A 17,336-nucleotide genomic window follows, 5' to 3' on the forward strand; every position below is an offset into this window, starting at 1 on the left:
GAAGCCGGCACCGATGTACACGCCCTGCACCCGCGGGTCCCAGCCCTGCGCATTCGCCGCCATCGGCAGCGACAGCAGCGTCGCGGCAAGAAGCGTCTTCCTGAAGCTCATCGTCGTTCCTCGCATTCCGAGCCTGCATCGGCCCCGCCGATGCCCGTGTCGTCCCCCCTTGCGGGGTCTGGGATGCACATAACCACACTCCTCGGCGAATGGCGCGGCGTCCGTGGCGTCCTTTCAACATCTCCGGGGCGGTGTTGCATGCCGGTCACACCCTGTGGCTGCGCGGCGGCGACGGGGCGGCGGAGGTTTTTGCCCGCCTTGCCGCGCGCCCGGGTCTAGTCTCGCCCCTGGCGGCCCTTCCGCCAGGGCCGCCGCCAACACGGCCGGCCAACCGGCCGACAGCGGAGGAAGGCCATGAGCAACGCCCAGGACAAGGCCGCATCATCGTCGAGACCGGCCGAGGGGGCGCAGCCCCGTGCCGTCGCCCTCATCGGGCCGCAGGGCAGCGGCAAGTCCACCCTGTTCGACGCGCTGCTGGCCGCCGCCGGCAGCCCCTCCCCCCGCCGGGCCGATTCGCGCGCCCGGGCCATGGGGACCGAACTGCGCCTCGGCCATTGCGACTTCCTGGGCGAGCCCTGGGCGCTGCTCGACTGCCCCGGCTCCGTCGAATTCGCGCAGGAGGCCGCCGCCGCCCTCGCGGTCGCCGACCTCGCCCTGGTGGTCTGCGAGGCCGATCCAGCCCGCGCCGCGGCCCTCGCCCCCGCCTTCCACGCGCTCGAGCAGGCCGGGCTGCCCGCGATGGTCTTCGTCAACAAGGCCGACACGCTTGGCGAGACGCGCATCCGCGACACCATCGCCGCCCTCCAGGCCCATTCCCGGCGCCCGCTGGTGCTGCGCCAGGTGCCGATCCGCGAGGGCGGCCAGGTCACCGGCTATGTGGACCTGGTGAGCGAGCGCGCCTATCGCTGGCGCAAGGGCGAGCCCTCCGAACTGATCCGCATACCCGAACAGATGCAGGCCCGCGAGGCCGAGGCCCGCGCCGCGCTCGCCGAGGCGCTGGCCGACCACGACGACGCGCTGCTCGAGAAGGTGGTGGAGGATACGCTCCCGACACCCGAGGACCTCTATCGCCCGCTCCATGCCGATGTCGTCGCGGGCGCGCTCGATCCGGTCCTGCTCGGCGCGGCCGAGCGCCGGCACGGCGTGCTGCGGCTGTGGAAGGCGCTGCGCCACGATGCGCCGACGCCGCAGGAGACCGCCGCCCGCCGCGGCATCGCGCCCGAGGGCGAGGCGCTCGCGCAATGCTTCCGCACGGTTCATGCCGGGCATGGCGGGCGGCTATCCTATGTGCGCGTCTGGCGCGGCAGCCTGAAGGACGGTGCGACGGTGAACGGCGCGCGGATCGGCGGCATCACCCGCTTCCCCGCGGGCGAGCCCGCCAAGGTCGCCGAGGCCGGCATGGGCGAGATCGTCGCGCTCGGCCGGCTGGAGGGCGTCACGACGGGCGCCACCCTCTCGCCCTCCGGCACCGCCCCCGCGCTGACCTTCCCGGAGCCGCCGCCGCCCGTCTATGCGCTCGCCATCGCCACCGAGGACCGCAAGGACGATGTGAGGCTCTCCGGCGCGCTGCAGCGCCTCGTGGAGGAGGACCCCTCCCTCGGCATCCAGCACGATCCCGAGACCGGGCAGATCGTGATGAGCGGGCAGGGCGACATCCATCTCGGCCATGCCGTCGCGAGGCTCGCGGAGGCGCACGGGCTGCGCGTCTCCACCACCCGCCCGCGCATCGCCTACAAGGAGACGATTCGCGCGAGCGCCCGCCACCATGCCCGCCATCGCCGGCAGACCGGCGGGCATGGACAGTTCGCCGATGTCACGCTCGAGGTCTCCCCGCGCCCGCGCGGCGAGGGCTTCACCTTCGAGGACCGCATCGTCGGCGGCGCGGTGCCGCGCAAGTTCATCCCCGCCGTCGGCGAGGCGGCGGAGGAGGCGGCGAAGAAGGGCCCGCTCGGCAACCCTGTGGTGGACATCCATGTCACGCTGCTCGACGGCGCCTTCCACACGGTCGATTCCTCCGACATGGCCTTCGCCACCGCGACGCGCATGGCGATGCAGGAGGCGCTGGCCAAGGCCGACCCGGTGATGCTGGAACCCGTGGACCACGTCACGGTGCTCGTGCCGCAGGACAGCACCGCCGCCGCGCAGCGCCTGCTCAGCGGCCGGCGCGGGCAGATCCTGGGCTATGCGGAAAAGCCCGACTGGCCGGGCTGGGACGAGGTGGAGGCGCTGGTGCCCGAGGCCGAGCTGCACGACCTCATCATCGAGTTGCGTTCGCTCACCATGGGCCTCGGCACCTATCGCCGCCGCTTCGACCACCTCGCGGAGGCGCGCGGGCGCTGATCCCCCCTGGTCGCCGCGCGCAGGGCTGGCAGACTGCGCGCGGGACATCAGCGGGAACGTCGCCATGGAAAGCCAGTACACCGTCGCCGACCTCGTCGCGGACATCCTGCCGCGCATGGGCGTCGGCACGGTCTTCGGCATCGTCTCGGTGCACAACATCCCGATGCTCGACGCCATCGGCCGGCGCAACGCGCTGCGCTACGTGATGTGCCGCGGCGAGATGGGCGGGGCGCACATGGCCGATGCCTATGCGCGCGTCTCGGGCCATCTCGGCGTGCTGTTCACCTCCACCGGCCCCGGCATGGCCAACGCCATCCCCGGCCTGGTCGAAGCACGCTTCGCCGGCTCCCCCGTGCTGCACATCACGGGCCAGACCGCGACGCGGCACATCGACCGCGACGCCGGCACGGTGCACGACGTGCCGGGCCAGACGGCGATGCTCGCCGCCGCCTGCAAGGCCGCCTACCGCGTGCGCACGGCGAACGAGGCCTTCGGCGTGCTGGTGCGCGCCGCGGCCGAGGCGCTCTCCGCCCCGCGCGGGCCGGTGAGCGTGGAGATCCCGATCGACCTGCAGCGCGCCGCCATCGCGCGGCCCGCGGGCCTCGATGCGCTCATGCTGCCCGTCGCCGCGCCGCTGCCGCCCAACCCGGCCGAGCTCGACGCGGCGGCGGAGATCCTGGCCGTGGCGAAGCGGCCGATGCTGTGGCTCGGCAACGGCGCGAAGCAGGCGCGCGCGGCGGCGATGCGGCTGATGGGCCTCGGCTTCGGCGCCGTCTCCTCCTGGAACGGGCGGGGCATCATCCCCGAGGACCATCCGATGACGCTCGGGGGCATGCATGGCAACGGCTCACCGCGCGTGCAGGCCTTCTACGAGACGGTGGATGCGATGCTCGTCGTCGGCTCCCGCCTGCGCGGGCACGAGACGGGCGACTTCGCGCTGAAACTGCCGAAGGTTCTGATCCACGCCGATTGCGACCCCGCGGCCAATGGCCGGACCTATGCCAACAGCCTGTTCATCCATGGCGACGCCGCGCTGGTGATGGAGGGCATCGCCGACCGCCTGGCCGGCCGCGCCTCCGTGGAGCCGGGCTTCGCCGCCGACTTCGCCGCGATGAAGGCGCGCGCGCGGGAGGAGTATCTCGCGACGCTCGGCCCCTATGCGCCCTTCCCCGATGCGATCCGCGCCGCCCTGCCGCGGGATGGCGTCTGGGTGCGCGATGTCACCATCGCCAATTCCACCTGGGGCAACCGCATCTTCCCGATCTACGACCCGCTCACCGCCGTGCATCCGGTGGGCGTGGCGATCGGGCCGGGCCTCGCGCTGGGCATCGGCGCCGCCATCGCGGCCGAAGGGCGCAAGACCATCGCGATGTGCGGCGATGGCGGCTTCTCCCTCGGCCTGTGCGAGCTGTGGACGATGGCGCAGGAGAAGCCCGACCTGGTCGCGATGGTGATGAACGACGGCGGCTATGGCGTGATCCGCCACATCCAGGACGCGGTGGCCGATGGACGCCTGTTCGGCCACGACCTGATGACGCCGGATCTGCAGGGCCTCGCGGCGCTGGCGGGGCTGCCCTTCTTCCGCGTCTCCAGCGCCGGAAGCGTGGGCGAGGTCGTGGCGCAGGCGCTCGCGGTGCCGGGCCCGGCGCTGGTGGAGGTGGACATGCACGCCATCGGGCCGGTGCCGCCCTATGCGCCCTATGCGACGATGGGCAAGCACGCCGAACGCGCGCGGCGGTGACGGCGGGGGGCTTCGCACGCGAGGGCCGGACGGCCTTCGCGAAGCGAGGCCTCAGGGGGCGAGGACGCGGCGGGCGGTCCATCCCGCAACGGCGCAGGCCGCGACCAGCGCCGCCATGGGCACGGCCGTGCCGTCCTGCAGCGCGCCGAGCAGGCCGCCCGCCAGCGCCCCGGTGCCGAACTGCAGCGTGCCCATCAGCGCCGAGGCATTGCCCGCCACCGCGCCATGCGGGCCCATGCCGAGCGCGACCGTCAGCGGCATCACCGCCCCGATCATCGCGACGTAGCAGAACAGCGTGACGACGATGCCCGGAAAGCCGCCCAGCCCCGTCAGCGCCACGGCGAGCAGCGCGAGCCCGGCGACGAGCGCGACAGTCAGCACCACGGGGAGCAGCCGCGCCGCGGGCACGCGCTGCGCGAGCCGCGCGGTGAGCTGCCCGGCCAGCATGATGCCGACGGCATTCGCCCCGAAGTAGAAGCCGTAATGCCCCGGCGCGACGCCGTGCAGCTCCATGAACACGAAGGGCGAGCCGGTGATGTAGGCGAACATCCCGCCGATGATGAACCCGCCCGAAAGCGCATGGCCCATGAAGCGCGCATCGAGCAGCAGCCCTCGCCACACCCGGAGCGTCGCCAGCACGCCATCGCGCCGGCGCCGTTCGATGGGCAGCGTCTCGGGCAGGAACAGCGCCACCACCGCCAGCATCGCCGCGCCGTAGAGCGCCAGCAGCGCGAAGATGCCGCGCCAGCCGAACCAGGGCAGCAGCGCGCCACCGATGATCGGCGCCATGATCGGCGCGACGCTCATCACCAGCATCAGCGAGGCCATCAGCCGCACCGCGCCGCGCTCGTCCGTCACGTCGCGCACCACCGCGCGCGCGATGACCATGCCCGCGCAGCCGCCCAGCGCCTGGGCCAGCCGCGCCGCGGTCAGAGCGCCGATGTCGGGCGCCAGCGCGCAGGCCACCGAGGCGAGGCTGAACAGCCCGAGCCCGACGAAGAGCGGCCCGCGCCGCCCCAGCCTGTCCGCGAGCGGCCCGTAGAACACCTGCCCCGCCGCCATGCCCAGGAAATAGATGGCGAGCGTGCCCTGCACCGCCCCCGGCGTCGCCTGCAGCGAGGCCGCCAGCGCCGGGAAGGCCGGCAGATACATGTCCACCGAGAACGGCCCCATGGCCGCCAGCGCGCCGAGGATCAGCGCGTAGCGGCGGTGCGAGGCGCCGCTCACGCCTGCGGCGCCTCCGCCAGCGCGCGGGCGGCGAGCGCGAGCGCCTTCTCCACCGCCGCCCGCCCCTCGGCCGAGAGCGGTGCCTGCGGCGGCACCGGCTCGCCCACCGCGAAGCCCTGGATCTGCAGCGCGCCCTTGATGCAGGCGGCGAGCGAATGGGCGGCGAAGAGCTCGTTCACCCGCCACAGCACGCGCTGCAGCGCCATCGCCGCATCCCACTTCCCGGCGCGGCAGAGGTCGTAGAGGCGCACGCTCTCGCGCGGGATGGCGCAGGCGGGCCCGGCCATCCAGCCCTTGCCGCCGATCAGCATGACCGCCGCCGGGATGTGCGCCGAGGCCGCGAAGACGCCGAGCCTGCCCTCGCAGCGGTTCAGGATCGAGAGCAGGCGGCCCGTGTTCGTCGAGGCATCCTTGATCAGCACGATGCGGTCGTGGCGCGAGAGCGTCTCGATCGCCGGAAGCGAGAGGTCCGAGCGCTGGAAGTTGGGGTTGGTGTAGAGCACCACCGGCAACGGCGTGGCGTCCGCGATGGCGGTGAAATAGGCGACGACGCCGGCCTCGGAGACCGGGAAATAGGCCTCCATGATCGCGAGGATGCCGTCCACGCCGATGGCGGCGTAGTCCTTCGCCTGGCGCACCGCATCCGCGGTGGTGGTCGCGGCGACGCCGGCCACGACCGGCACGCGGCCGCGCGTCTGGTCCACCACGATCTCGACGATGCGGCGGCGTTGCGCGGCATCGAGATAGGCGAACTCCCCCGTGCTGCCGAGCGGCGTGAGGCCATGCACGCCGGCCGCGATCAGGTGGTCCACCAGGCGGCGCAACTCGCCTTCGAGGACGGCGCCATCCGGGGCGACGGGAGAGACGAGATAGGGAAAGACGCCTGAAAAGCCGCTCATGGTCGCGACACCTCGCTATGGCCTCGAAGGGGCGGCCGCAGCCATGGCATGGCGCCGCGAGGGCGGCAATCGGCCGCACCCGGCGTCGCTTCCCGCGCCGATCCCGCCGAAGCAGCGCGACGCCCGGCGCGCAGGGGCGGCAAGCCCGCCCGCTACAGCGCGCCGGCGAAGGGCAGCACGATCAGCGGATCACCCGGCGCGACCTCCGTCACCGCCTCGGGCAATTCCGCGAAGCCGTCCGACTGCGTGAGGGAGGAGAGCAGGCCCGCGCCCTCGCGGGCGAATTTCCGCGCGCGGGTGACGCCATTCGCGGTCGCGAGCGTGACGCGGACATACTCCCGCCGCCCGGCCTTCTTGCGGTAGGCGAAATCCGCGATCGCGGCATGGCGCGGCAGGGGCTCGGGCGCGGCGCCGGCGAGCCGCAGCAGCAGCGGCCGCGCGAGGTGCAGGAAGCACACCACCGCCGCGACGGGATTGCCCGGCAGCCCGACGACCGGCACGCCGCCGATCACCCCCATCGCCGCCGGCCGGCCGGGCTTCACCGCGAGCCGCCAGAAGACGAGGCTGCCGCCCGCCTCGATCGCGGCGCGCACATGGTCCTCCTCCCCGGTCGAGACGCCGCCGCTCGTCAGCAGCAGGTCGTGCCCCTGCGCGGCGGCAGCGAGCGCCGAGGCGGTGGCATCGGCCGCATCGGGCAGCCTGCCGAGGTCCGTGGCCGTGCAGGGCAGCCCGGCGAGCAGGGCAAGCAGCGTGAAACGGTTGCTGTCATAGGTCTGCGCCGCGCCGAGCGGCGTGCCGGGCTCGGCGAGTTCGTCCCCGGTCGAGAACACGCCCACCCGCGGCAGCCGCCGCACCGCGAGGCGCGCGAAGCCGAGCGCGGCGGCAAGGCCGATCTCCGCCGGGCCGAGGCGCCGGCCGGCCGCGAGCGCGACGCTGCCGGCCGCGACATCCTCCCCCGCCGGCCGCGCATTGGCGCCGCGCACAAGGCCGGGCGGGACGAGGATGGCCTCGCCCTCGCGCGCGACATCCTCCTGCATGACGCAGGTATCGGTGCCGGGCGGCATGGGCGCGCCGGTGAAGATGCGGATCGCCTCCCCAGGGCCCGCCGGCGCCGCCCAGGCCTGGCCCGCGGCGACGCGGCCCGCCTCGCGCAGGCGCGTCGGCGCGGCGGGGTCGAGGTCGGCATGGCGGAAGGCCCAGCCATCCACCGCCGCGTTGAAGAAGGGCGGCAGCGGCGTCCCGGCGACGAGATCATGGGCAAGCACACGGCCGCGCGCGGCGGCGAGCGGCACCGCCTCCTCCCCCGCCAGCGGCGGCACGCGCGCGGCGATCAGGGCCTGCGCCTCCTCCACCGACATCAGCGCGCCGCCGAAGGCGAAGCAGTCGTCGGAGAGCTGCGCCATTCAGGCCTCCTGCCGCATGTCCCAGCGGATCGCGCAGAGCGGCGCGGCATGGGCCGTCACAAGGTCCGCCACGCCTTCGATGTCGTCGAGGTCCACGCGCGGCAGGTCGTAGGGCGGCGGGGTGTCGGAGGCCACCGCAACGATTCCCGGCATCTCCGGCCGCATCCAGGGCTTGCCGTTGGCCGCGCGGTGGACCTCGATCTTCGGATGGGCGTCGCGCTTGAAGCCCTCGACGAGGATGAGGTCCACCCGGTCCATGCGCGCGAGCAGCTCGGGCAGGGCGGGCTCGGGCGCGGTGCCGAGCTCGGTCATCAGGGCCCAGCGCAGGCCCGAGGCGACCATCACCTGCCGCGCCCCGGCGCGGCGATGCTCGTAGGAATCCTTGCCCGGCACGTCCACGTCGAAGCGGTGATGGGCGTGCTTGAGGGTGGAGACGGAAAGCCCCCGCCGCATCAGGCAGGGCAGCAGCTTGACGATCAGCGAGGTCTTGCCCGCCCCGCTCCATCCCGCGAGGCCGATGATCCGCGTCACGGCGGCGATCCCTTCAAAAGGCACGGGCGCACGGCCTTCGCCATGCGCCCGTCATGCATGACGGTGCGGATCGCGGCGCTCAGTCGGCGCCGGCCGCCTTGGCCGTGCCGGGCGCATCCGCGCCACGGCCGGAGGCGAGCTCCTTCTCGACCCACAGGTTGTGATGCTGCTTCGCCCAGTTGAGGTCAACCTGCCCGGTCGTCATGGCGGCGGAGGCGCCCTCCATCCCGATCGTGCCGATGTAGATGTGGGCGAGCATCACCGCGATCATCAGCACCGAGACGATGCTGTGGATCATGTGGCTGAGCTGCATCCCCGCGATGTCGGTGAACATGAAGGGGAAGACGAGCATGTAGCCGGTGACGGCCACCGCCGCCCCGCCGAGGATGGTGATCCAGAAGATCCCCTTCTGCCCGGCGTTGAAGCGGCCGCTGTCCGGATGCGCGTTGCCGATCAGCCCGCCGCCGGCCTTGAGCCAGCGGATGTCCGTGCCGTTCGGGATGTTGTCCTTGATCCAGAGCAGCAGCATCAGCACGAGGCCGAGGGTGAAGGGGAAGGCGAGGAAGTTGTGCGCGTACTTCCCCCACTGGCTGATGGCCGTGAAGGCCTCCGGCCCCACGATCGGCAGCAGGATGTGCCGCCCGAAGGTCAGGTTCAGCCCCGAGAGCGCGAGGATGATGAAGGTCGAGGCCACCATCCAGTGGTTCGCGCGCTCGAGCAGGTTGAAGCGCTGGATGGTGCGCCCCGAGGGCCCGCCCTCGATCGGGATGCGGCCCTTGGAGAGGCGGAACAGCACCAGGATGCCGAGCATCCCGAGCACCGCCACGCCGCCCACCCAGGCGAGCGTCACGTTGTGGAAGTCCCGCCAGGACCGGCCCGCGGGCTGGATCAGGTTCGCCGCCTGCTGGTCGGGAATGGTGATGCGCCCGGCGACACGCCCGCCCTGGAGCGCCTTGAGCACTTCCAGCTCGTCGGCCACAGGCGGCAGCATCGGCGTCGGGTTGCCCGGCACGCCGGTGACCTGCGGATTGGTCTGCGCGTGGCCGGCAACCGGCGCGGCCAGGAGCAGCGCGAAGGCGAGGAACAGCGCGCGCATCAGATCGCCACCGTCTCGCGATAGGCAGTGCGCCAGCCCCAGGCGCCCGAGCCGTAGCCGCGCTTCTGCACGCGCTCGCGGTAGATCTGCGCGATCACCGCGCCATCGCCGGCCAGCAGCGCCTTGGTCGAGCACATCTCGGCGCAAAGCGGCAGCTTGCCCTCGGCGAGGCGGTTCGAGCCGTACTGGATGTACTCGGCCTGCGTGTTGTCGGCCTGCGGGCCGCCGGCGCAGTAGGTGCACTTGTCCATCTTGCCCCGGCTGCCGAAATTGCCGACGCGCGGATACTGCGGCGCGCCGAAGGGGCAGGCGTAGAAGCAGTAGCCGCAGCCGATGCACAGATCCTTGTCGTGCAGCACCACCGCGTCCGCCGTGGTGTAGAAGCACGACACCGGGCACACGGCGGCGCAGGGCGCATCCGTGCAGTGCATGCAGGCCATGGAGATCGAGCGCTCGCCCGGCTTGCCGTCGTTGATGGTGACGACGCGCCGGCGGTTGATGCCCCAGGGCACCTCGTGCTCGTTCTTGCAGGCGGTGACGCAGGCGTTGCACTCGATGCAACGCTCGGCGTCGAGAAGGAACTTCATGCGGGCCATCTTCGTGGTCCTCCCTTACGCCGCCGCACGGATCTGGCAGAGCGTGACCTTCGTCTCCTGCATGAAGGTCACGGGGTCGTAGCCGTAGGTCGTCACGGCATTGACGGATTCGCCGAGCACGATCGGGTCGGTACCCTGCGGGTACTTGCCGCGCTGGTCCTCCTGCATGAACCAGCCGGCGAAGTGGAAGGGCATCCAGGCCACGCCGGGCCCCACGCGCTCGGTGACCAGGGCCTTCATGCGGGTCCACTTGCCTTCCGGCATCTCGGGCCCGCGCACCTGCACCCACTGGCCGTCGCGGATGTTCCGCGCGGCGGCGTCACGCGGGTTGATCTCGATGAACATGTCCTGCTGCAGCTCGGCGAGCCACTTGTTCGAACGCGTCTCCTCGCCGCCGCCCTCATACTCCACGAGCCGGCCGGAGGAGAGGATGATCGGATAGTTCGGCGCCACCTGCGCCATCCGGTTCTGGATGGACTGGCCGAGATGCGGCAGGCGGAAGCCGCGCCGGTCGGGCAGCGTCGGATACTGCGCGATCAGGTCGGTGCGCGGCGTGTAGATCGGCTCGCGGTGCACCGGGATCGGGTCGGGCAGGTTCCACGCATTCGCCCGCGCCTTGGCGTTGCCGTAGGCCATCACGCCGTGCTCCATGGTCACGCGAATGATGCCCATGGAAAGGTCGGTCGCCCAGGAGGCGGTGCCGCCCTGCCGGGCGATGGAGGCCTTCTCCTCCTCCGTCAGTTCGGCATCCCAGCCGAGGCGCGCCATCACCGCGGTCGTGAACTCGGGATAGCCGTCGGTCAGTTCGGATCCCTTGGAGTAGGAGCCTTCCGCGAGCAGCGAGACGCCGTTGCGCTCCACGCCGAAGCGCGCGCGGAAGGTGCCGCCGCCCTCCTTCACATGGAGGTTGGTGTTGTAGAGGATGTGCGTGCCCGGATGGCGCCATTCCGGCTTGCCCCAGCAGGGCCAGGGCAGGCCGTAGAAGTCGCCGCGGATCTCGGCCGGCGCATCCTCCTTTGCGCGCAGCGTGACCAGGTCGAACTTGTCCTGGTGCTGCATGTGCAGCTTCAGCCGCTCCGGGGACTGGCCGGTGTAGCCGGTGCTGATCGCGCCGCGGTTGATCTCGCGCAGGATGCTCTCGGCGGTCGGCTCGTTGTTGCGGATCTCGTAGTTCTTGAAGATCTCGGCCTGGAAGCGGATCGGCATGTTCCGCCGCTCCGCCGCGCGGTCGAGCGCGCCGGCGAGCTGGTAGAGCGCGAAGTAGTCCGACTTGGATTCGAAGATCGGCTCGACGATCTTCTCGCCCCACTGCACCGAGCGGTTCGAGGCCGTCCGGCTGCCGCTGCATTCGAACTGCGTGCAGATCGGCAGCAGGTAGGTGTTGTCCCGCCGGCCCGAGAGCACGGCGAAGGTGGTCGGGTGCGGGTCGGCCACCACCAGCAGGTCGAGCTTCTCGAGGCCCTTCACCGCCTCGGGCATGCGCGTGACGGTGTTGCCGCCATGGCCGAACACCATCATGGCCTTGAAGTTGTCGCGCTGCGCGAGGCCGGTCTGCGCGTTCACCGGCATCGTCGCCGCGTCGAAGTAGCGGGTGGTCGGAATGCCCGGCGTGGTCATCATCTGCGGGCTGTCGAAGCGCGCGACCATGCTCTCGTAGGAGACGTTCCAGACGCGCGACCAGTGCCGCCACGCGTTCTCATCGAGGCCGTAATAGGCCGGCAGGGTCGTCACATCGAGGCCGAAATCCGTCGCACCCTGCACGTTGCAGTGGCCGCGGAAGATGTTCGCCCCATTGCCCTCGCCGCCGACATTGCCGGTGGCGAGCAGCAGGATCGAGAAGGCACGGACATTCGCCGTGCCGACCGTCTTCTGCGTGGCGCCCATGCACCAGATCAGCGTCGCCGGCTTCTCCTTGGCGAACATCTCCGCCACCTTGCGGAGCTGCGCGCCGGGCACGCCGGTCACGCGCTCGACCTCGGCCGGGTTCCACTTCGCGACCTCGGCGCGGACATCGTCCATGCCGTAGACGCGGCTCCGGATGAACTCCTTGTCCTCCCAGCCGTTCTCGAAGATGTGCCAGAGCATGCCCCAGATGACGGGGATGTCGGTGCCCGGGCGGATGCGCACGTATTCGGTCGCGTGGGCGGCCGTGCGCGTGAATCGCGGGTCGATGACGATCATGTTGGCGCGGTTCTGCTCCTTGCCGCTGAGCACGTGCTGCAGCGACACGGGATGCGCCTCCGCCGGATTCCCGCCCATGATGATCATGGTCTTGGAATTGCGGATGTCGTTGTAGGAATTGGTCTGCGCGCCGTAGCCCCAGGTGTTCGCGACCCCCGCCACCGTCGTCGAGTGGCAGATGCGCGCCTGGTGGTCCACGTTGTTGGTGCCCCAGAAGGCGGCGTACTTGCGGTAGAGATACGCACCCTCGTTGGAGAACTTGGCGCTGCCCAGCCAGAACACGGAATCGGGGCCGGAGGCCTGGCGGATCGCCATCAGCTTGTCGGCGATCTCGTTCAGCGCGGTCTCCCAGGTCAGGCGCTGCCACTGGCCGTTGACCAGCTTCATCGGATACTTGATGCGCCGGTCGCCGTGCACGAGCTCGCGCACCGCCGCACCCTTGGCGCAATGCGTGCCGCGGTTGATCGGGCTTTCCCAGGTCGGCTCCTGGCCCACCCAGACGCCGTTCTGGACCTCGGCCGTGACGGTGCAGCCGACCGAGCAATGGGTGCAGATGTTCTTGATGCGCCGCACCGGCTGCTGATGGTCCATCGGCCCGGCGGCGGCCGGGCGGACGGTGGTCAGCGGGATGGCGCCGAGCGCCGACAGCCCGACGCCCGTAACACCCGCCTGCTTGAGGAAGGCGCGGCGGTCGAGCCCGCCCGAGGACAGCCCGGCATAGGCCGCGGCCAGGCGCTGGCGGCCGGCGCGCGCTTCGGAACGCTTGATCAGCATGGGGTTTGCCTCCCTCTTGTCTCGTCAGCCGCCGTAGCGGTTGGTGCGGTAGAAGGCCTGCACATGCGCGCTGTTGGCCTGGTAGCGCGCCTTCAGGCGATCGGCCTCGTTCTCCTTGCGCGCCGTCCCGGCCGGCACGGAATCCGCGCGGATCGGACCGGCTGCTTCCGCCACGCCGGCCGCGGCGGCGGCCGCGCCCCCGATCCCGAGCGCCTTCAGGAACCCTCGACGTTCAGCCACCTGCTTGTCCCTCGTGCTCATGGTCCGTGCCTCCCGGCCTCGCTCATTCCGGCAGCCCGAGGGCTGCCTGCTCGATCTCGATCACGATGCGCCCCAGCGCGCCCACGGCGCGGTAGAAGCGCGCGGCCTCCGCCTTCTCAAGGTCGGCGAAGAAGCGGCCGGCCCAGGGGCGCAGATGCCGCTGGAAGAAGGTCTCCGCCTCGGCCGCGCCGCCCGCGAAGCCGCCGGAAAGCAGCCCCGCATAGACCTCGCATTCCGAGGCGATGTGGTCCTCCGGCTCCGCCACGCCGGCGGCGCGCTCCAGACCGAGGCGCAGCATGTCGCCGCGCAGCTCCGCCAGGGGCCGTTCGTGCAGGAAGCCGGTCAGGTAGTAGGATGCGTAAGGAAGAAGCTCGCCGCGGCCGAGACCGATGAAGAGGTCGTGGTATTCGCGCTCGACGGCGACGGGATCGGTGGCGGCAGCGGCGGCGGCGAGGCCGCGATAGGCCTCTCCCAGCGGCGTGGGCTCGCCGCGAAGGCCCGCCAGCGCCGAGAGCAGCCCGGCATCCGGCGCGGCGATCATCAGACGCCCGAGCAGCGCGAAAAGCCGCGCCCGCTCGGTCGTCAGCACGTCCGCCCTGCTGTCTGCCGTGCCCTGCCCGGACATCTTCAGACCTCGTCCCCGCTCCCCGAAAACCCGATCAATCTACTCCGGATCGTGCCCCCGCCGCAATGCATTGGAGTCGTTGTTCTTTCAGCGGAACCGGCTTGTTGTTGCGAATGCTTCGCAACATCAAATAGAGGCGCCGTATTCAGGCCGGCATGGCGGAGCCGTGCCGGCGCGGCGCGGGCGCGGCCGGCCGCTCATCCCCGGGCGCGACCGGCGGCGGCGCGATGGCCTCGGCCGCCGGCGGCTCCGGCTCGGCGGGCGCCGGAGCGGGCGGCATCTCGGCGCCGGCTGCAACCGCCACCTGCACCGGCCCCTCGGCATCCGGCGCAGGCCGGTCCTCCCGCCGTTCCTCGCCCTCGAGGCCGAGGATGCGCGCGGCCATGCGCTGCACGTCACCGGGCAGATCGAGGCCGAAGCCCGGCACGCCGTCCGGCGCGTTGAAATCCCAGGCGTAATCCGCCGGCCCCACGAAGTCGCGGATCGCCGGATCGAGCGACCACGCCTTGCGCAGCGCCGCATGCCGCAGCGCCGCCGGCACGCCCTTGCGCAGGAAGGCGGTGAAGTCGCTCTCCGCGGTCAGGGACTCGATCGGCGGCAGGGAGGCGGGGTCGAAGGGCGGCTCGGCCGGCTCCGCCCCGGCGGCGGGCGCCGGCGCGGCGGGTGGCGCCGCTGCGGGCGCGGCGCGCGCCGGCGCCTCCGGCTCGTCGAGCGGTTGCCCGGCCTCGGCGGCGCGCTTGCGGCGCGACCAGCGGGAGAGGAAGCCGTCCTCGCTCATGCCTCCTCCACGCGCGAACGCCGGCCGAGCGCATCGGTGTCGGCGCGGTCGCGCTTGCGCTTGTGGAACTCCCGGACGCGATGGTGCTCGGCGACGAAACGCTCCACCACCAGCCGCAGCCGCGGCGGCATCGGCAGCGCCTCGAGCAGGTCTGAGCCCGACTCGGCATAGAGCTGCGCCTCGCCCGCATCCACCGTGACCGTCTGCAGCGCATAGCCGGGCGCGGCCTCGGTCGGGCGCAGCACCACCCACACGCGCGGCGGCTCCTGCTGGAGGTTGTGGATGTAGTTGTCGGTGTCGGTCGGATGGAGCGCGACCTCGGCCTGCCCGGCGAGGAAGAGCGTGCGCCCCCCCTCCTCGCGCAGCACGGTCCAGGGCGGCACGTCGGGGCAGTCCTCGAGCACCTCGCGCGGCTGCCACACATGCTCGGCCCAGGGCGTGACGCCGGGCCGGCGCTCCACCACCACGCCGACCGCGATGCGGACCGTGCCGGGCACCTCGAGGCTCATGCCGCCGCCTCGCGCGCCATCAGCGGCAGGCCGGCCGGCAGGTTCTGCGGCTTCATCCGCACGCGGTTCGCCGCATCCATCGCCAGCGCGAGATAGACCGGCCGCCCGGCCACCCGGGGCAGGACGCGCGCGGCGTCGCGGAACTCCAGCACGCCGAGCCAGAGGATGCGCGCGAGGCGCTCCTGCCGCACCTTCCGGCCATGCCAGAGATCGTTGGCGATCGCGGTGGCCTCGGCATCCAGGCCGACATGCCAGGTCCAGTCGCGGTCCTCGATCACCGGCACGGCGCGGATCGCCACCTCCTCGCCCAGCATGTGGCGGATGAAGCGTTCCAGCATGCGGGCGATGCCGCGCGCGCCCTCCCGCCCCTCGGCGATGTCGAGGGCGAAGTCGTGCGCGTCCGACCGGCCGTGATAGAGATGGGCATTGGCCTCGTTCAGCACGTCGAGCTCGACCTCGCGCGGCGGCGCGCCGGCCTCCACGAGCAACTGGCCGAGCGCGCCGAAGCCGCCGTCCCGGCCGCGCATCTCCACGACCTCCTCGTCGGCGAGCAGCGTCGCGCCCTGGTGGATGCCCGCGCGCTGGGTGCGGTAGAGCAGCTCGCCCGCGCGCAGCACGAAGGGATCGCCCTCGCCTTCCAGCGCGGCGCGCGCCACGAGATGCGTCAGCATCTGCAGCAGGATGGGCGGGATGCCCGCGACACCCTCCCGGTAGAGGGCGAGCCAGGCGGCCTCCAGCGAGGGCTGCGCCATCACGCGGTCGCGGAAGCCGAGGAAGTGGCGGAAGTTCTCCCGCGCGTCGGCATCCGCCAGCGCGGCGATGCGCGCCGCCTCCACCGGCTGCTCCGGCTCGGCCATCAGCGCGGCGTGCAGGGCGCGCTCGGCCGCGCAGGCCTCCTCGGGCGGCACCAGTTCGGGCCGGGCGAGGAAGGCGCGCCAGAGATCCGGCGTGGCGGCGAGCCGCCCGTGCTCGTCGAGGTCGCAGAGATGGTGGCCGGAGGCGACCCAGAAATCGCCGGGGGCGAGAAGGCCGCTCATCGCGCATTCCTCGCCATCCGCGCGAGGTCGGGGCGCAGCGGCGGCTCCTCCTCGCCCTCCACCGCCACCGCGGCGAAGACGGGCAGGCTCTCGAAGGCGCGGTGCTCCCGCGGGCGTTCGTGCAGGGTGCGGAAACGCTCGCGCACGGCGCCATCCTCCAGGCTGCGGCTCAGCGCGACCAGCGTGCCGGGGGGGTGTTCGCAGAGGGATTCGGCGAAGGCGACCTCCTCCTGCGCCGCCGCGCGCGCCGCCGCCTCGTCCGGGGCGCCGTAGGCGGCGCGCAGATGGGCGGCGAGGGCGGCCACCGCCTCCTCCCGCTGCGCCGGCGTCGCGCTCGCCACCTGCACCAGCGTGGACCAGCCGAAGGAGGACAGGCCGAGGAAGCCGGCGCGGAAGGCCTGGCGCCGCTTGCCCTCCAGCCTCTCCACCTCCTCGTCCCAGAAGCAGAAGCCGCCGGGCACGGCCCATTCCCCGGGCTCGGCCGCGCGCGGGAAGACCAGCGCGTCCGAGGGGTCGAGCCGGATGGTGCGCAACAGCCGCGTCATGCCGCGACAGCCTCGGCCAGCGGCCGGCGTTCGCGCGCCGCGCCGCGCTGGATGACGAGATCCCCCGTCGCGGGATCGAGCCCGCGCCGCGCGCCCTCGGCCAGCGCCGGATCGAGCCGCGCGAGGTAGCGTTCCGCCACCACCCGGAAGCCGCCGGCCTGCCAGTCCGCGAGATTGGCCATCAGGTGGCGCGCCCAGGCGGCGGTCATCTCGGCCGGCGTCGTCTCGTTGAAGCCTTCCTCGAACAGGGTCGTCCGCCCCGGGTCTCGGCCCGGCTCGGCCTCGGCGACATCGGCGAAGGCGGCCTCGATCCCGACCACCAGCCAGGGCGGGACCGCCGCCTCCGCGCAACCGGGTGGGGCGGCGAGCTTGGCGCGGCCGACCACGCCGCCATTGACGCGGATCGTCGCCGGCCAGTCGAAGGTCAGCGGCACCTCGGGCGGGCCCAGCGCGCCGGCGGCGTCGGCGAAGGCGGCGAGGCCCGCGATCAGCGCCGGGCGCGCGGCGGCGAGCGGCTGTTCGGGCTCGAGCACCACCGCCGCCTCGATGCGCGACCAGGACCGCACCCAGACGAGGCAGCCCGCGCCGTGGCGCGGCGCCTCGGCGATGGCGCGCGCCATGGCATCGCCCGCCTCCCGCAGCGGGATGATCGGGCTGAAGACGCTCGGCAGGTCGGGCAGGCCCTCGGACACTCCGCTCCCTCGCACTCCGGTGACCCGCGGCATATATGCGC

General features: G+C 72.5%; 16 protein-coding genes. 2 read left to right on the top strand and 14 right to left on the bottom strand.

From position 1 onward, the window contains the following. Window positions 1-414 precede the first annotated feature (414 nt). Together FHS88_RS18035 and FHS88_RS18040 are read left to right on the top strand one after the other, a co-directional pair. Window positions 415-2,400, top strand: a complete 1,986-nt coding sequence (locus tag FHS88_RS18035; RefSeq protein ID WP_184486873.1) for an elongation factor G — start codon at window positions 415-417, stop codon at window positions 2,398-2,400. Between the two features lie 64 nt (window positions 2,401-2,464). Beyond that, window positions 2,465-4,141 (top strand): thiamine pyrophosphate-binding protein, encoded by a 1,677-nt coding sequence (locus FHS88_RS18040; RefSeq protein ID WP_184486874.1) that lies wholly within the window; start codon window positions 2,465-2,467, stop codon window positions 4,139-4,141. Between the two features lie 51 nt (window positions 4,142-4,192). Here FHS88_RS18040 and FHS88_RS18045 read toward each other — a convergent pair whose 3' ends face one another. The 14 genes from FHS88_RS18045 to FHS88_RS18110 all read right to left on the bottom strand — a co-directional run bounded on the left by FHS88_RS18045 (window position 4,193) and on the right by FHS88_RS18110 (window position 17,295). Beyond that, window positions 4,193-5,368, bottom strand: a complete 1,176-nt coding sequence (locus FHS88_RS18045) for a Bcr/CflA family multidrug efflux MFS transporter (protein ID WP_338146649.1) — start codon at window positions 5,366-5,368, stop codon at window positions 4,193-4,195. Then, window positions 5,365-6,267: a dihydrodipicolinate synthase family protein gene (locus FHS88_RS18050; RefSeq protein WP_184486875.1), complete on the bottom strand. Its 903-nt coding sequence runs from the start codon at window positions 6,265-6,267 to the stop codon at window positions 5,365-5,367. Before FHS88_RS18050 ends, FHS88_RS18045 begins: the two co-directional genes overlap by 4 nt. A gap of 152 nt (window positions 6,268-6,419) precedes the next feature. After that, on the bottom strand, window positions 6,420-7,670 hold the full coding sequence (locus FHS88_RS18055) for a molybdopterin molybdotransferase MoeA (protein ID WP_184486876.1): 1,251 nt from the start codon (window positions 7,668-7,670) through the stop codon (window positions 6,420-6,422). Beyond that, window positions 7,671-8,201: a molybdopterin-guanine dinucleotide biosynthesis protein B gene (mobB, locus tag FHS88_RS18060; RefSeq protein WP_184486877.1), complete on the bottom strand. Its 531-nt coding sequence runs from the start codon at window positions 8,199-8,201 to the stop codon at window positions 7,671-7,673. Between the two features lie 79 nt (window positions 8,202-8,280). Further along, the gene (locus FHS88_RS18065) at window positions 8,281-9,297 is read right to left on the bottom strand and encodes a formate dehydrogenase subunit gamma (RefSeq protein WP_184486878.1); all 1,017 of its coding nucleotides are present in this window, start codon (window positions 9,295-9,297) and stop codon (window positions 8,281-8,283) included. Further along, window positions 9,297-9,884: a formate dehydrogenase FDH3 subunit beta gene (gene fdh3B, locus FHS88_RS18070; RefSeq protein ID WP_456306808.1), complete on the bottom strand. Its 588-nt coding sequence runs from the start codon at window positions 9,882-9,884 to the stop codon at window positions 9,297-9,299. Before fdh3B ends, FHS88_RS18065 begins: the two co-directional genes overlap by 1 nt. Window positions 9,885-9,908: 24 nt before the next feature. After that, the gene (locus FHS88_RS18075; RefSeq protein ID WP_184486880.1) at window positions 9,909-12,848 is read right to left on the bottom strand and encodes a formate dehydrogenase subunit alpha; all 2,940 of its coding nucleotides are present in this window, start codon (window positions 12,846-12,848) and stop codon (window positions 9,909-9,911) included. Between the two features lie 24 nt (window positions 12,849-12,872). Further along, window positions 12,873-13,109, bottom strand: coding sequence for a twin-arginine translocation signal domain-containing protein (locus tag FHS88_RS18080; protein ID WP_184486881.1), 237 nt, complete (start codon window positions 13,107-13,109; stop codon window positions 12,873-12,875). A gap of 22 nt (window positions 13,110-13,131) precedes the next feature. After that, window positions 13,132-13,734, bottom strand: a complete 603-nt coding sequence (locus FHS88_RS18085) for a TorD/DmsD family molecular chaperone (protein WP_184486882.1) — start codon at window positions 13,732-13,734, stop codon at window positions 13,132-13,134. Window positions 13,735-13,879: 145 nt separating this feature from the next. Beyond that, window positions 13,880-14,512, bottom strand: coding sequence for a DUF3306 domain-containing protein (locus FHS88_RS20595; RefSeq protein WP_221244484.1), 633 nt, complete (start codon window positions 14,510-14,512; stop codon window positions 13,880-13,882). Further along, the gene (locus tag FHS88_RS18095) at window positions 14,509-15,021 is read right to left on the bottom strand and encodes a DUF3305 domain-containing protein (protein WP_184486883.1); all 513 of its coding nucleotides are present in this window, start codon (window positions 15,019-15,021) and stop codon (window positions 14,509-14,511) included. Before FHS88_RS18095 ends, FHS88_RS20595 begins: the two co-directional genes overlap by 4 nt. Beyond that, the gene (locus FHS88_RS18100; protein WP_184486884.1) at window positions 15,018-16,058 is read right to left on the bottom strand and encodes a DUF6352 family protein; all 1,041 of its coding nucleotides are present in this window, start codon (window positions 16,056-16,058) and stop codon (window positions 15,018-15,020) included. The genes FHS88_RS18095 and FHS88_RS18100 overlap by 4 nt, the downstream gene beginning before the upstream one ends. Next, window positions 16,055-16,603, bottom strand: a complete 549-nt coding sequence (locus FHS88_RS18105) for a DUF6505 family protein (protein ID WP_184486885.1) — start codon at window positions 16,601-16,603, stop codon at window positions 16,055-16,057. The genes FHS88_RS18100 and FHS88_RS18105 overlap by 4 nt, the downstream gene beginning before the upstream one ends. Next, entirely contained in the window at window positions 16,600-17,295 is a 696-nt protein-coding gene (locus tag FHS88_RS18110; RefSeq protein ID WP_184486886.1) for a biotin/lipoate--protein ligase family protein, read from the bottom strand. The genes FHS88_RS18105 and FHS88_RS18110 overlap by 4 nt, the downstream gene beginning before the upstream one ends. Between the last annotated feature and the right edge of the window lie 41 nt (window positions 17,296-17,336).

The organism is Neoroseomonas alkaliterrae (assembly GCF_014199195.1).
Classification (GTDB): Bacteria; Pseudomonadota; Alphaproteobacteria; order Acetobacterales; family Acetobacteraceae; genus Neoroseomonas; species Neoroseomonas alkaliterrae.